Source organism: Microbacterium sp. (assembly GCF_049661145.1).
Taxonomy (GTDB): Bacteria; Actinomycetota; Actinomycetes; order Actinomycetales; family Microbacteriaceae; genus Microbacterium.
The window spans coordinates 1-14,106 of record NZ_JBASZT010000141.1 but is presented as its reverse complement, the minus strand read 5'-3'; the positions used below and the strand labels follow the sequence as shown (position 1 = coordinate 14,106).

General features: G+C 70.3%; 11 protein-coding genes. 6 read left to right on the top strand and 5 right to left on the bottom strand.

What is annotated here, in order from left to right:
* Positions 1-191: 191 nt before the first annotated feature.
* A complete protein-coding gene (locus WBP48_RS06185; protein ID WP_424437658.1) occupies positions 192-857 on the bottom strand; it encodes a hypothetical protein in 666 nt (221 codons plus the stop codon).
* A 269-nt stretch (positions 858-1,126) separates the two neighbouring features.
* On the opposite strand from WBP48_RS06185, the gene WBP48_RS06180 reads away from it, so the two are divergent.
* The gene (locus WBP48_RS06180; protein ID WP_424437655.1) at positions 1,127-2,935 is read left to right on the top strand and encodes an ABC-F family ATP-binding cassette domain-containing protein; all 1,809 of its coding nucleotides are present in this window, start codon (positions 1,127-1,129) and stop codon (positions 2,933-2,935) included.
* Positions 2,936-3,171: 236 nt separating this feature from the next.
* Here WBP48_RS06180 and WBP48_RS06175 read toward each other — a convergent pair whose 3' ends face one another.
* From WBP48_RS06175 to WBP48_RS06160, 4 genes are all read right to left on the bottom strand, one after another.
* Positions 3,172-4,899, bottom strand: a complete 1,728-nt coding sequence (locus WBP48_RS06175) for an amino acid ABC transporter ATP-binding/permease protein (RefSeq protein WP_424437652.1) — start codon at positions 4,897-4,899, stop codon at positions 3,172-3,174.
* Complete coding sequence (locus WBP48_RS06170; protein ID WP_424437649.1) at positions 4,896-6,539, bottom strand: ABC transporter ATP-binding protein/permease; 1,644 nt, start codon at positions 6,537-6,539, stop codon at positions 4,896-4,898. The genes WBP48_RS06175 and WBP48_RS06170 overlap by 4 nt, the downstream gene beginning before the upstream one ends.
* Before the next feature lie 239 nt (positions 6,540-6,778).
* The gene (locus WBP48_RS06165) at positions 6,779-7,537 is read right to left on the bottom strand and encodes a class I SAM-dependent methyltransferase (protein ID WP_424437646.1); all 759 of its coding nucleotides are present in this window, start codon (positions 7,535-7,537) and stop codon (positions 6,779-6,781) included.
* Entirely contained in the window at positions 7,534-8,229 is a 696-nt protein-coding gene (locus WBP48_RS06160; RefSeq protein ID WP_424437643.1) for a TetR/AcrR family transcriptional regulator, read from the bottom strand. The genes WBP48_RS06165 and WBP48_RS06160 overlap by 4 nt, the downstream gene beginning before the upstream one ends.
* A 120-nt stretch (positions 8,230-8,349) precedes the next feature.
* Between WBP48_RS06160 and WBP48_RS06155 the strand changes: the two genes are divergently transcribed.
* The 5 genes from WBP48_RS06155 to WBP48_RS06135 all read left to right on the top strand — a co-directional run.
* Positions 8,350-10,125, top strand: a complete 1,776-nt coding sequence (locus tag WBP48_RS06155; protein ID WP_424437640.1) for an ABC transporter ATP-binding protein — start codon at positions 8,350-8,352, stop codon at positions 10,123-10,125.
* Positions 10,122-11,855, top strand: coding sequence for an ABC transporter ATP-binding protein (locus WBP48_RS06150; RefSeq protein WP_424437637.1), 1,734 nt, complete (start codon positions 10,122-10,124; stop codon positions 11,853-11,855). Before WBP48_RS06155 ends, WBP48_RS06150 begins: the two co-directional genes overlap by 4 nt.
* Positions 11,856-11,903: 48 nt before the next feature.
* Positions 11,904-12,551 (top strand): MptD family putative ECF transporter S component, encoded by a 648-nt coding sequence (locus tag WBP48_RS06145; protein ID WP_424437634.1) that lies wholly within the window; start codon positions 11,904-11,906, stop codon positions 12,549-12,551.
* A gap of 33 nt (positions 12,552-12,584) precedes the next feature.
* A complete protein-coding gene (locus WBP48_RS06140; RefSeq protein WP_424437631.1) occupies positions 12,585-13,352 on the top strand; it encodes an energy-coupling factor transporter transmembrane component T in 768 nt (255 codons plus the stop codon).
* A partial coding sequence (locus tag WBP48_RS06135) for an ABC transporter ATP-binding protein (RefSeq protein ID WP_424437628.1) occupies positions 13,319-14,106 on the top strand: 788 nt, incomplete at its 3' end. The genes WBP48_RS06140 and WBP48_RS06135, both read left to right, overlap by 34 nt.

Genomic DNA, 14,106 nt, shown 5'->3' with positions numbered 1-14,106 from the left:
GCTACACCTACCTGCCCTATCCGGTGGGCTGGACGATGTGCTGCTGCACTACATCGACGACGACAGGCTGTCGCACCCGTTCTGGAGCCGCCGCGGCTTCGCACCGCTCGTCGTCACCCTCGCCCGTGACATCCTGTTCTGACCGGCCATCGATGTCGTCGTGGCATCGCCGGGCGAGGTGGTGCCGACTGTCAGCGAGCGATGACGACGTCGCGGATCTCCTTCATCATCTCCGTGAGCACGTCGAGTCGTGCATCGACCTGGTCGAATCGCTTGTCGTGGGCGTCTTGCCGGGCGTCGATTGCGTCGAATCGCTTGTCGTGGGCGTCAAGTCGCGCGTCGATTGCGTCGAATCTCTTGTCGTGGGCGTCAAGTCGCGCGTCGATCTGGTCGAGACGTTCGTCGATTCCGTCGAGTCGAGTATCGATTCCGTTGAGACGTTCGTCGATCTGGTCGAGTCGAGTGTCGATTCCGTCGAGTCGCTCGTCGACACCGTGGAGCCTGACGTCGAGCCCGTCGAAGCGTTCATCGGCCCGATCGAAGCGCTCATCGACCCGATCGAAGCGCTTGTCGTGCTCGACGACCTTGGCGGTGAGGAAGCTGACGTGTTCCTCGACTCTGGTTACCTGCTTCTGTACGTCGGCGAGCTGTCCCGACAGCGTAAGGAACTGCGCGTTCGCGGTGTGTTGCACCGTCTGCATGGTTCCCTCGAGGGCCTTGAAGCGCTCGTCCGACAGCTTGATGTGCGCGTCGAGTCGTTCCCGCGTGTCGCGCTGCTCCTCGATTGACTGCTCGACGAGGCGCACGATCGTCGGGAGTGACGGCGGGAGGGAATCTGTCGCGGGGCGCTGTGTCATGAGAGTCACGGTTCTGCCTTGAGAGAGTCGGGCGAGAGGGCGTTCCTGGGATGCTACCGCTCGCGCCTGTGCCGGGGAGTGGCATCCGTCGGACCCGTGGATAACCGGCGGACCCGTTTGCATTGTGCTGCCAGGTGTTGCGGGCTGGGGGCTTCTCTTGCCACGACTTGTGGCAAGAGAACGCGGGGGCGGGCGACGCGGCCGGCGCGTGAGCGCACGCCCACTCGCGCACGCTGCGCGCGCATCCGCTCGCGTAGCCTGGAGCGGACATGGCGCATCTGCTCGGGGCCGAGGCCCTCCACCTGGAATTCCCCACGAAGGTCGTCTTCGACGGCGTCTCGCTCGGCGTCGACGAGGGTGACCGCATCGGCATCGTCGGCCGCAACGGCGACGGCAAGTCGAGCCTGCTCGCGATGCTCGCGGGCCGGCTTCAACCGGATGCCGGCCGGGTCACCGTCCGCTCCGGCATCCGCATCGGCGTGCTCGATCAGGGCGACACGCTCGATGACGCGCTGACGATCGCGCAGAGCGTCGTCGGCGACCGGCCCGAGCACGAGTGGGCCGGCGTCGCCCGCGTCCGCGACGTCGTCGCCGGACTCGTCGGGGATCTGGACTGGGATGGGCCCGTCGCGGGGCTGTCCGGCGGTCAGCGTCGCCGCGTCGCGCTGGCGCGCCTGCTCATCGGCGATTGGGATGTGCTCGCGCTCGACGAGCCGACCAACCATCTCGACGTCGAGGCCGTCGCGTGGCTCGCGGCGCACCTGAAGAAGCGCTGGGCCCCGGCATCCGGCGCCCTGCTCGTCGTGACGCACGACCGCTGGTTTCTCGACGAGGTCAGCACGAAGACGTGGGAGGTGCACGACCGCATCGTCGAGCCGTTCGACGGCGGCTACGCCGCCTACATCCTGCAGCGGGTCGAGCGCGACCGCCAGGCGGCCGTCATCGAGCAGCGCCGACAGAACCTCGCGCGCAAAGAGCTGGCGTGGCTGCGTCGCGGCGCGCCGGCGCGCACCTCGAAGCCCCGGTTCCGGATCGATGCTGCCAACGCTCTCATCGCGGACGTCCCCGAGATTCGCGACCGCGTCCAACTGCAGTCCCTCGCCGTTTCGCGGCTGGGCAAGGACGTCGTCGACCTGCTCGATGCCGGGGTCTCGTACGGGGATGCCGAGGTGCTGCGCGACGTGACGTGGCGCATCGCGCCGGGGGAGCGCACCGGCATCCTGGGCGTCAACGGTGCCGGCAAGTCGACGCTGCTCGGGCTCGTCGCCGGCACGGTGGAACCGACGAGCGGACGCGTCAAGCGCGGCAAGACCGTCAAGGTCGCCACCCTCACGCAGCGCATGGACGAGCTCGACGAGCACCTCGACGACCCGGTCCGCGTCGTGATCTCGCGGCTGCGTACGAGCTACACGATCGGCACCGGCTCCAAGGCGACGGAGCTCACGCCCGGCCAGCTGTTGGAGCGGCTGGGGTTCTCGTCGGCACAGCTGTCCACGCCTGTGAAGGACCTGTCCGGCGGTCAGCAGCGGCGGCTGCAACTGCTGCTGATTCTGCTCGATCAGCCCAACGTGCTGATTCTCGACGAGCCGACCAATGATCTCGACACCGACATGCTCGCGGCGATCGAGGACCTGCTGGACTCCTGGCCGGGGACGCTGCTGGTCGTCTCGCACGACCGGTACTTCATCGAGCGGGTCACAGACCAGCAGTACGCCGTGCTGGGTGGGCGGTTGCGGCACCTGCCCGGCGGGGTGGACGAGTACCTCCGGCTGCGGGCGGCCCAGTCCCGGTCGTTGAGCGAGCCGCAGGCGAGTCGAAACGCCCCGACTCATGCAGGTCCGGCGCAGACATCACCCTCGGGCGCGGCACTCCGCGCCGCCGAGAAGGAGCTCGCCTCGCTGGAACGTCGCATCGAGAAACTGCAGCAGCAGGCCGCGGATGCCCGCGCGAAGCTCGCCGACCTCGACCAGTCCGACTACCAGCTCCTTGGCGCCGAGATGGCCAAGATCACCGCGCTGGAGGATGAGGCATCCGGCCTCGAAGAGCGCTGGCTGGAGCTGTCTGCCCTCTGGGAGTGACGAGATCAAGGGAGGAGCGTGCCACCGCCTCTCCACGGCACAGGCGCTCGCGGGGTCGCATATGGCCGGAACGGCAGTCTCGCAGCGACCAGGTGCGACCCGCGGACCGTTCGCTCGCCATCTGTGTGGCCCGCCGCGGCCCGACACCCCGCGGCCCAGATCTGCCGGTCAGCTCTTCAGTGGCGCTACCGCGCCGTGGGACGAGGAAGTCTGGCTCATGTCGCGAGGCTTTCGAATCAGTTCCGCGCCTCGAGGCGGCTTAACGCCCCGCCGGCGTCGCGCAACGTCCCCGCTGTCCCGTGCTGGACGACCCGGCCGCCGTCGAGCACGAGGACGGGGGCCTCGTCGGGCACCAGATCGGCGCGATGCGTGATCTCGACGACGGTCACGCCCGATCGATGCGCGGCCAGTCGCTGACGGACGGCGCCGGCCGTGTCGGCATCGAGTTGGCTGAGTGCTTCGTCGAGCACGAGCACGGCGGGTTCGGCGATCAGTGCGCGGGCGATCGCCAGGCGCTGCAGTTGCCCGCCCGAAACCGAGACCCCGCGAGCATCGACCCGCGTCGCGGTCCCCTCGGGGAGCGTGGCGACCCAGTCGTCGAGAGCCACGACCGCGAGGGCCTCGGTGATCGCCTCCGCCTCGGCATCCGGCGCGGCGAGACGCAGGTTCTCGTCGATCGTGCCGGACAGGAGAGTCGGATGCTGAGACACGAGGGCGACCCGGCCGCGCACCGCGGACGTGGTCAGCTCGCGCAGATCCACCCCGTCGATTCGGACGGTGCCGTCGTCGGGGTCGAGGCCGCGCACCAGGAGCGTCGCGAGGGTCGACTTGCCCGAGCCGGAAACCCCCACGACGATGCTCCACGCGCCGTGATCGAAACGCGCGGTGACCTCCCGCAACGCGGGTTCGTCGCGGCCGGGATGCCGCACGGTCACGCCGTCGAGCACGATCGTCGATCCCGTCGATCCCGTCGATGCGGCGGGTAGCGGCCGTTCACCGGCGGGCTCGGCGACAGCCGGAGTGCCCTCGATGACCTCCCTGACGCGCGCCGTCGCCGCGAAGACGGCGTCGAGTCCCGAGACGAACCCCTCGACGCCGCGCACCGGCACCCAGAGCCCGACGGCGACGGCCAGCGCAATCCCGGTCTGCGAGGCCGGTGCCCCTGCGCCCGTGGCGACGACGGCGGTCACGATGAGCGCGAACGACTGCAGCAGCACGACCGTCGCGGTCCGCCCCGCCTGAATGCGTGAGACGGCGCCGCGCGCGTTCGTCAGTGCACGCCCGGTGGAATCGAGCAGGAGCAGCCGGCTGCGCTGCGCCCCGAAGCCGAGGACCTCGCGCACCCCCTGGATGTCGTCGCCGACCTGCGCGGCGAGCTGCCCGCGCAACTCGGCGACACGGCCGGACGCCCGCCAGGTGGCGCGACCCGACAACATCGGTGCGAGCAACGCGAGCAGCACGAAGGGCGCGATACAGGCGGCGAGGATGCCGCTCACTGCGATCCCGAGCCAGGTCAGGGCGATCATGGGGACGACGACCGCGCTCACGGCGGGCGGGAAGGTGTGGGCGAAGAACACCTCGATCCGGTCGATGTCGCGCGTCGCACGTTCGGTGAGATCGGCCCCGGCGCGCCCGGTCGTGGCGGCCGGAGCCTGCGGCACGAGCCGCGCGAAGAACAGTTCCCGCAGCCGTTGCAGCGCCGCGAAAGCGACCCAGTGCCCGCTGTAGTGCTCCAGGTAGCGCAGTCCGGCTTTCAGCAGCGCGATGCCCACGAGCCCCGCCACGAGCGGGAGGATGCCGAGCTGCTCGCCTGCGGCCGCCCGGCCGAGCGCCGCCGCGGCGACGACGAAGAGGGCCACCCCGAGGAGCTGACCGGCGATCCGGGCGAGCACGGACACGATGAGCGGCGCCAGCAGTGTCCGCGTCTGCCGGATCAGCCAGCCCGCGAGCTGACATCGGCTCATGATCGACACCCCAGCGCGGCGAGGTCGATGACCCGGTCGGCGGCGAGGATCGAACCAGGTCGGTGGGCGATCATGAGCACCGTGCGCCCGGCGGCGAGCCTGTCGAGCGCCGCGAGAATCGCGGCTTCGCCGGCCAGGTCCACTTGAGAGGTGGGCTCGTCCAGCAGCAGGATCGGCGCATCGCGCAGCCACGCTCGTGCGATCTGCAGGCGCTGTGCCTGCCCTCCGGACAGCATCCGGCCGTGCTCGCCGACCGGCGTGTCGAGACGCTCGGGCATCGCCTCGACCTCGGCGCGCAGACCGGCGAGCTCCAACGCGTCCCAGAGGCGCGCGTCGTCGGCATCCGGATCGGCGATCCGCAGGTTCGCGGCGATCGTGCCGAGGAACAGGAACGCGCGCTGCTCGACGACCGCGAGCCGCGACCGCACGGCATCGGCCGTCGCCACTCCGAGGTCGAGCCCGTCGATGCGCGCCCGCCCGGAGAACGGCAGCAGGTGCGCCTGCAGGAGGGCTGCGACGGTGGACTTGCCGATCCCGCTCGGTCCGACGAGTGCGACGCGCTCGCCGCGCTCGATCCGCAGCGACACGCCCTGAAGAACGGGCGCGCGACCGGGCCAGCCGACGCTCACGTCTTCCAGCTCGATCGCCGCGCCCGGGGATGCCGGGGCGGCCGCACCCGTCGCAGGATCGGATGCCGACGCGGAGGCCGGCCCGGCGAGGTGCGCACCGACCCGCTGCTGCGCTGCACGGCCGGCGATGCCGATGTAGAAGAACTGCCCCACGACATCCACCGGTCCGATGACGAGCGTCGTCATGAGCACGATCGCGACGCCGGCACCGAGGGCGAGGTCTCCGCCGGCAACGCGGAGCGTTGCGATCGCAGCGGCCGCGACGACGACGGTGAGCGAGAACGCGGCATCCACGACGAGGATCAGCAGCTGGTTTCCGGCGAGCAGCCGCATCAGCCGTCGCCGATACGCCTCACCGCGACGGGCGAGGTCGGCGCCGACCCGTCCCGCGGCGCGCGCGTAGACGAGGGTTTCCAGCGCCTGGATCGCTTCGAGGAAAGCCGAGGTCAGCTGCGCCTGTGAACGGCGGTAGGCCGCGCCGATCGGCCGCACCAGTCGCTGAAAGCCGCCGATGAGCAGCGGCACGAGCAGCACGAGCACTGCCAGCCATGCTGCCGTCACCGGATCGACCGTCACCGCCATGACTCCGAGCACGAGCAACGGGGTCGTCATCGCCCCGATGATCGGGCCGAGGAACCCGGCGCGGTAGTGCGCGGTGCGCTCGACGGCGTCGGTCGCGAGCGACAGCAGCGGCCCGGAGCGGTCGGCGGTTCCGGTGACCCCGAGGTCGAAGACGCGGCTGACGACCGCAGCGCGTAGCCGCCGCTCCGTCTCCGACGCCGCCCAGTCCGAGAACGCGGGACCGGCGGCGGCGCATCCCGCCGACACGAGCGCGAGTGCCACCATCAGCACGATCGTCCCGGCATCCGGCGCCTCAGCGTCCAGCATCGGCGCGAGCCGTGCGAACAGCAGCGCCGTCGCGATCGCACCGGCCCAGGCGATGGCCACCGAGACCCACTTGGTCCAGCGAGGGGATGCCGCGCGCACGCCCTGGTGCAGTGCGACGCCCATACCGAGATGGTAACGGCTCTCATGTGGAGGGGGCGCGAATGCGCGCCCCGCTCGACGCCGCAGTAACGGATCAGACGCGCCAGGGCCGGCGGACCGGCGGCTCCCGAAGCCGCGATGAGAATCGCTCCAGCCGCGGCTGCGCGAGCTTCTCCAGCGCGTCGCCGGGCCCCCCGGCATCCTGCAGGCAGCGCAGGCATCCGCCCGAGGTTCGTCGAGGTGACGCGGCACGCGGGTTCGCGCTATCGCACGCCGTAGATGACGTAGTCGTCGAAGTGCTGCCAGATCGTGCCCGCCTCGACGAATCCGGCGGCGCGCAGCGCCTCGAGGTGGAAGGCCGGCGGGAGGTCGTCGCGGACGGCGTCGTCGCCGCCGAAGCGGCGCTCGCGTTCGGCGACGAGCTCCGCGAAGCCGGGCAGTGCACCGAGCTGACGCCACCACGCGTTCCAATCGGGGATGCCGTCGCCGCGGAACGCCTCATCCTGCTGGTGAGCGTCGTCCGCGGCGCTGATCCGGTGCAGGAACGAGTCCTCGCGCGGCCGCCGCAGATGATCCGCATTGAAGATAGTGGCCCCGGCAGGCAGGAGCTGCCCGAGCCGGGTGTAGAGCGCGAGGAGCTGGCCGGGCGTCAGCCAGTGCAGAGCCGTGCTCGATACCGCGGCATCCGGTACCTCCGGCAGGCGATCGGCCCACTCCGGGTCGGCGAGGTCTGCCTCGACGATGCTGATGCGGTCGCCGTAGGGCGCCAACTGGTGCCGGGCGAGGGCCAGCAGTGCGGGGTCGTAGTCGACGGCGACGGCTCGCACCGCCGGAAAGCGGTCGAGGATGCGGCGCGTGAACGCACCCGTGCCGGCACCGAGATCGAGGACGAGTCGCGGTGGCCCAGTGTACGCGAGGCACGTCAGGACGACCTCGAAGCGCTGCTCGCGGTGGGCCACGTAGCCCTCCTGCTGCCGCTCCCACGACGAGAGCAGGGGGTCAAGCGGGGAATCTGTCGTCATGTCATCCTCTCCTGGCAGGTCGTGTCGATCCCGGCGATGGTCGTGTCCACCACGAAGTGGTAATAGTCCCAGCGCATGCGCTGAGCCGTCTGTCCGCCCTCGGCGAAGCGGGCGATGAAGTCCTCGCCCATCGCTCTCACGTGCGCGGGTGCCGCGGTCAGCTGGCTGAACTCTGCCATCATCGTGGCGTGATCGCGGGGCCCATCGTCCTCGTGCTGGAGCCGGTCGTCACCCATCGACACGGTGAGCATCGCGTTGTTGAGCAACGCGGCGTACGCCAACGCCGCCCGATCGCCGAATCCCGCATCCTCGAGCTTCGCCATGCCCGCCTCGACCACGGGCAGCGCGGCCGGCAGGGTCGGCCCGTGCATCAGCATCCACTTCGCGGTGCCCGGATACGCCGCCGCGACGGGCCCCGCGCTCCGCAGCAGGCGGCGAAACCACTCCTGCCAGCCAAGCTGCGGGTCAGGCAGTTCGATGCGCACGAGCATCCGCTCGACCACTCTCCGGCTCAACAGATCCTTGCCTCCGACGTGATGGTAGATCACCGAGGGCGACACCCCGAGCCGCGCCGCGAGATCGCGGATCGACCAGATCATCAGATGGGACTCGGCGGTGAGCTCCTCGGCCGCGTCGACGACACGCTCGGGAGTCAGACCGGCGTGGAACGGGGCCGGAACAGTCGTCGTCACGGACACTCCTTCTCATCAGTGCTTGAGCTTAGGCTTACCTAACTTGTAGGCTGGCCGCACAATTAGAACACCGTTCAGTATATGATGTGAGAATCGTTCTCAGCAGACCGGGAGGCGCGGATGAGCGCACAGTCCAGAGAGATCAGCGCGGGGGAGTCGATCTTCGCCCCGGTGAAGGGCAGCCTCGCGGGGATCATCGGCCTCGCGGTGCTCGGGGCGGCAAGTGGCGTGATCCCGTTCATCGCGATCGTCGAGCTCGCGCGCACCCTGCTGCCGACCCTCGGCGGCGCCCCCGTCGATGCGGGCCGCGTCTGGGCGATCGTGATCGTGGCGATCATCGCGCTGATCGTGAGCTTCGGCGCCGCCTTTGCCGCAGGGGCCGCCGGCCACTTCGCGGACGGTGAGCTGCAGCGGTCGCTGCGCCATCGCATCGTGCGTCATCTACAGCGCCTACCGCTCGGCTGGTTCGACCAGCGCAGCTCGGGCGCCGTGCGCAAACTCGTCGAGAACGACGTCGTCGCGCTGCACCAGCTCGTCGCGCACTCGATCCAGGACGTCGTCACCGCGATCACCGTGCCGCTGATCAGCCTCGTGTACCTGTTCGTGGTCGACTGGCGGATGGCGCTCGCCGCCCTCGTCCCGCTCGTGCTCGTCGTGCTGCTGTTCCCGGTCATGATGCGCGGCTCGGGCGAAAAGTACGTGCAGTACGACGCCGCGACACAGGCGCTGTCCGGCGCGACCGTCGAGTTCGTGCAAGGCATCGCCGTCGTCAAGCGCTTCGGGCAGGTCGGGCGTAGCCACCGCCGCTACCGCGACGCGACCACCGACTACGTGCGCTTCGTCGACCAGTGGACGCGCGAGACCGCCGTCGCGTTCACGATCATCGAACTCCTTGCTTCGCCGATCGTCGTGCTCGCCTGGCTGCTGACTGCCGCCGTGTGGCTTGTTGCGAACGGCGGCGCATCCCCGGTCGACGTGCTCCCCGGCCTTCTTCTCGGCCTCGGGCTGACGGCTCCGCTCATGAAGATGGGTGCCTCGGGACAGTTCCTGCGCAACGCCGCGAAGGCGAGCGAATCACTGACGGCGTTCTTCGCCCTCCCCCCGGTGAGCCAGCCGGATACGCCGCAGACCCCGGACGGCCACGACGTCGGCTTCGACGACGTGAGTTTCAGCTACGACGGCGAGCACCGCGTGCTGCACGAGATCGCCGCCGCCTGCGCACCCGGCGCCGTCACGGCACTCGTTGGAGCCTCCGGCTCGGGCAAGTCGACGCTCGCCAAGCTCGTCCCCCGCTTCTACGACGTGGATGCCGGTGCGGTCGCGATCGGGGGCGCCGATGTGCGGCAGCTCGCTTCTCAGGAGCTCTACCATCAGGTCGGGTTCGTGTTCCAGGACGTGCAGCTGCTGCGCGCGAGCCTGCGCGACAACATCCGTCTCACCCGCCCCGACGCCAGCGACGAGGAGGTCGAGGCCGCGGCCCGCGCCGCGCAGATCCACGACCGCATCCTGCGCTTCGCGCGCGGATACGATGCCGTCGTCGGGGAGGACGCGAACCTCTCCGGAGGCGAGGCCCAGCGGGTGACGATCGCCCGCGCGCTGCTGGCCGACGCGCCGATCCTCGTGCTCGACGAGGCGACCGCGTTCGCCGACCCCGACTCCGAGGCGGCGATCCAGCGGGCGCTGTCGACCCTCGCCGCCGACCGGACGGTACTCGTCATCGCCCATCGCCTGCACACGATCGTCGGAGCCGACCAGATCCTCGTGCTCGACGGCGGCCGCGTCGTCGAGCACGGCACCCATCCGGAACTCGTCACGGCGGGCGGGCGCTTCGCGCAGATGTGGGCCGACTACCAGGCGAACCATGCCCGCTCCCGTCCGGAAGGAGCCCGGCGATGATCGGTCGCCTGCTGCACTACTGTTCCCCCCGCGCGCGCCGCCTCGTCAACGCAGAACTCGCGTGCGTCATCGTCGCCGCGCTCCTGCAGGGCATCGCGTTCCTCTTGCTCGTGCCGGTGCTGCGGTCGCTGTTCGTCGGTGACATCTCTGGTGCGTGGGGCTCGCTCATCGCCGTCGCCGCCACCGCGATCGGCTACGTCGTCGCGTCGTGGTTCGCCAGCCAGATCGGCATGGCGGCGTCGACCGCGGTGCTCGACTCGCTCCTGCAGCGCCTCGGCGACAGCGTCGTCTCGCTCCCGGTGTCGTGGTACTCCACGGACCGCACCGGCCTCATCACGGGACTTGCCACCCAGGGGGCGATGTTCGTCTCGACCATGCCGTACGCCATCCTGCGGCAGATCATCGCCGGGTTCGTCGCCCCCGCGACGGTGCTCGTCGGCATGTACTTCTTCGACTGGCGACTCGCGCTCGCGATGACTGTCATGGTGCCGATCATCGCGATCGGCTACCGCTGGCTGAGCGCCGGCATCGGACGCGGCGACAAGAAGCACTCGCTCGCGGTGGCCGAAGCATCCAACCGCGTCGTCGAGTTCGCCCGCGCGCAGCCGGCGCTGCGGACGGCGGGCGAGGGGTCGATCGCCGACCGGCTCGTCGATGAGGCGCTCGAGGAACAGCACCGCGAGTATCGCGGCCTGCTCGTCACCGGTGGCGCGGCCATCGCGACCTTCGCGGGCCTCATCCAGCTCTCCATCACCGTGCTGCTGGTCACGGGCGCGTTCCTCGCCATCGGCGGAACCGTCGACATCGCGACGCTCATCGCCCTGCTCGTGCTCGGGGTTCGGTTCAACGAGCCGATCGTCACCGCTGGCGACCTCGGGGGCGGTATCGCTGTCGCTCGCACGACGATCGACCGGCTCGACGAGTTCGCCGCCGTGCCCCGGCTCCCCGAGCCGCGGCAGCCCCAGGCCCCCGCCGACTACGGGGTCGAGTTCCGGAGCGTCACGTTCGGCTACGGCGGCGACGCCGTGTTGCGGGACCTCTCCTTCACGGCGCCGTCCGGCGGCATGACGGCGATCGTCGGTCCCTCGGGTTCGGGCAAGACGACGATCACGAAGCTCGTCGCCCGCTTCTACGACCCCGAGGAGGGAACGGTGCTGCTCGGCGGCGTGCCGCTGCCCGAACTCGGCACCGACGTCGTCGAAGCCGCCGTGGCCCCGGTGTTCCAGGACGTGTACCTGTTCGACGACACGATCCTGAGCAACGTCTGGATCGGAGGCCCCGACCTCAGCCGCGACGAGGTCATCGCCGCCGCCACTCGCGCCCGCGTCGACGAGATCGTCGAGCGGCTGCCCGGCGGGTGGGATGCCCGTGTCGGCGAGGGCGGATCGAATCTGTCCGGCGGCGAGCGGCAGCGTGTTTCCATCGCTCGTGCCCTGCTCAAGGACGCCCCCGTCGTGCTGCTCGACGAAGCCACGAGCGCGCTCGACATCGGCAACGAGATCGCGATCGGCGACGCGATCGACCAGATCCGCGGCGGCCGCACGCTCATCGTCGTCGCCCACCGGATGCAGACGATCCAGACGGCCGACCTCATCGTCATGCTCGACGGCGAAGGCGGCATCCGCGAGTCGGGCACCCACGCCGAACTCCTCGCCGCCGGCGGCGCGTACGCGCGCTACTGGCGCGATCGCGTCGAGGCGGCCGGCTGGCAGCTCGCCTCCCACGAGTGATCTCCGAACCCGCTCCGACGGCCCGAACCGTCACGTGAAAGGAAACCCATGTCCACCGAAACCGCACCGCCGTCCTCACCGGTCGCCCCGGCGTCTGCCCGCGCCTCCTTCTCGGTCCGCTTCAGCGCCCGCGATCTGCTGAACGTCGCGATCTTCGCGGTCATCTACTTCGTCATCATCTTCGCGATCGCGATGCTGGGCATCATCAGCCCGCTCGTCATGCTGCTGACCCTGCCACTGAGCGCGATCGCCGCGGGCGTGCCGTACATGCTGTTCCTCACACGGGTGAAGCACGCCGGCATGGTCACGCTCTTCGGCGTCGTCGTCGCGTTGCTCTACCTCATGGTCGGCCATCCCTGGCAAAGCACGCTGCTGACGATCGGCGTGTCCGTCGTCGCCGAGTTCGTGTTGTGGGCCGGGGCCTATCGCTCCAAGTGGGCCGCGATCTGGACCTACGTCGTCTTCTCGGCGTGGTTCACGGGCCCCTGGATCCCCTTCTTCATCGACCCCGCCGGCTACCTGCAGGGCGTCGGCATGCAGTCGATGGGCGAGGACTATACAGCGCAGTTCGAGGGGACCGTCACCATTCCGGCCATCGCCGGTCTGATCGTCGCGACGCTCTTGTGCGGGTTCCTCGGCGCGCTACTGGGCACGTCCCTGCTACGCAAGCACTTCCGCCGCGCGGGTCTGGCATGAGCGCGGGCGCCGGGGCGGCCGTAGAGCGTGAGCATGTCGTTCGTGCCCGCCTTGCCTGAGATCGCCGTCACCCGGGTCGCCGCGCCGCGGGCGGTCGCCCCGCGCGCTGCCGGCCTCGACCCCCGCATCAAGATCGTCCTCGTCGTCCTCGTGAGCACGCTCGTGATGAGCCCCGGCGGGCTGCAGTTCGTGCCGGCGGGTCTCGTGCTCGCGGTCGGGCTCGCCGTGTGGGAGAGAGCGTGGACGCGCGCGGCGGGGCTTCTCGTCACGGCGGTCGCGCTGTGGGTGCTGGGCTGGCTCGTGCCGCTGTGGTGGCCGAGCGCGTTCGCCGCGATCGTGTCGATCGCCTGCGTCTACCTCCTCCGCTTCGTCGTGGCGATCGGCGTCGGCATGCACGTCATCACGACGACCTCGCCCACCCAGCTCTCCGCGGCGCTGCGGTCGTGGCACGCGCCGCGGGCGATCTCGGTGACCCTCGCCGTCATGCTGCGCTTCTTTCCCGTTGTCGCCTCCGAAGCGGCGGCCGTGCTCGACGCCATGCGGCTGCGGGGGCTCGTCGGCGTGCGCGGGATCCTCCGGCATCCGATCCTCAGCCTGGAACGCTTCACCGTCCCGATGATCGCCGCGAGCCTGCGCGCGAGCGAAGACCTGTCCGCCTCGGCGATCCTGCGCGGCCTGGGGTCGCGGCGGACGCCCAGCTCGCTCGTGCCGCCCCGCTTCGGCGCGCCCGACGCGATCCTGCTCCTCGTGCTCGCCGTCCTCGGCACGTGGGCCCTTCTGACCCCCTCGCCGCTGACGTGATCCGCATCGACGACGTCACCTGGACCTACCCGCACGCCGATGGGGCGAGCCTGCGGAACCTCGACCTGCGCATCGCACCAGGTGAGTTCGTCGTGGTGTGCGGCGCGTCGGGTTCGGGCAAGTCGACCGCGTTGCGGCTCATGAACGGTCTGATCCCGCAGTTCCATGAAGAGGGCGTGCTCGACGGCCGCGTGACTGTGGGCGGCATGGACACGACTGCGGCCGAGCTCGACGAGATCGGGCTTGTCACCGGCACCGTGCTGCAGCATCCGCGCCGCCAGTTCTTCACCGACTCCGTGGCAGCGGAGCTCGCCTTCGCGATGGAGAACTTCGGCTTCGACCGTGAGCGAATGCGGGTGCGGGTCGCCGGCGAGCTCGCCGCCCCTGCCGCGGGAGTCCCGACGGGTCAGCGCTTACCTGACCTGTCGGGCGGTCAGCAGCAGCAGGTCGCGATCGCCGCCGCCACAGCGCACGAGCCACGCGTGCTGCTGCTCGACGAGCCGAGCTCCAACCTCTCCGCCGACGCCGTCGACCGCCTCGTCCAGACGCTGGCGACACTGAAGTCGCGTGGCGTGACGATCGTCGTCGCCGAGCACCGCCTGCGCTACCTCCAGGACCTCGTCGACCGGGTGTTCGTGATGCGCGCGGGTGCGATCGATCTGGAGTGGGATGCAGACGGGTTCCGCGCCGTGCCCGACGAGGTCCTCGCGCGCGAAGGACTGCGCGGCCGCATCCGTGCCGCGGCGCTTCCCGC

Bases quoted from the DNA above. Each gene is read 5' to 3' on its own strand.
- WBP48_RS06185 (WP_424437658.1), bottom strand. From the start codon at position 857: ATGACACAGCGCCCCGCGACAGATTCCCTCCCGCCGTCACTCCCGACG.
- WBP48_RS06180 (WP_424437655.1), top strand. From the start codon at position 1,127: ATGGCGCATCTGCTCGGGGCCGAGGCCCTCCACCTGGAATTCCCCACG.
- WBP48_RS06175 (WP_424437652.1), bottom strand. From the start codon at position 4,899: ATGAGCCGATGTCAGCTCGCGGGCTGGCTGATCCGGCAGACGCGGACA.
- WBP48_RS06170 (WP_424437649.1), bottom strand. From the start codon at position 6,539: ATGGGCGTCGCACTGCACCAGGGCGTGCGCGCGGCATCCCCTCGCTGG.
- WBP48_RS06165 (WP_424437646.1), bottom strand. From the start codon at position 7,537: ATGACGACAGATTCCCCGCTTGACCCCCTGCTCTCGTCGTGGGAGCGG.
- WBP48_RS06155 (WP_424437640.1), top strand. From the start codon at position 8,350: ATGAGCGCACAGTCCAGAGAGATCAGCGCGGGGGAGTCGATCTTCGCC.
- WBP48_RS06150 (WP_424437637.1), top strand. From the start codon at position 10,122: ATGATCGGTCGCCTGCTGCACTACTGTTCCCCCCGCGCGCGCCGCCTC.
- WBP48_RS06145 (WP_424437634.1), top strand. From the start codon at position 11,904: ATGTCCACCGAAACCGCACCGCCGTCCTCACCGGTCGCCCCGGCGTCT.
- WBP48_RS06140 (WP_424437631.1), top strand. From the start codon at position 12,585: ATGTCGTTCGTGCCCGCCTTGCCTGAGATCGCCGTCACCCGGGTCGCC.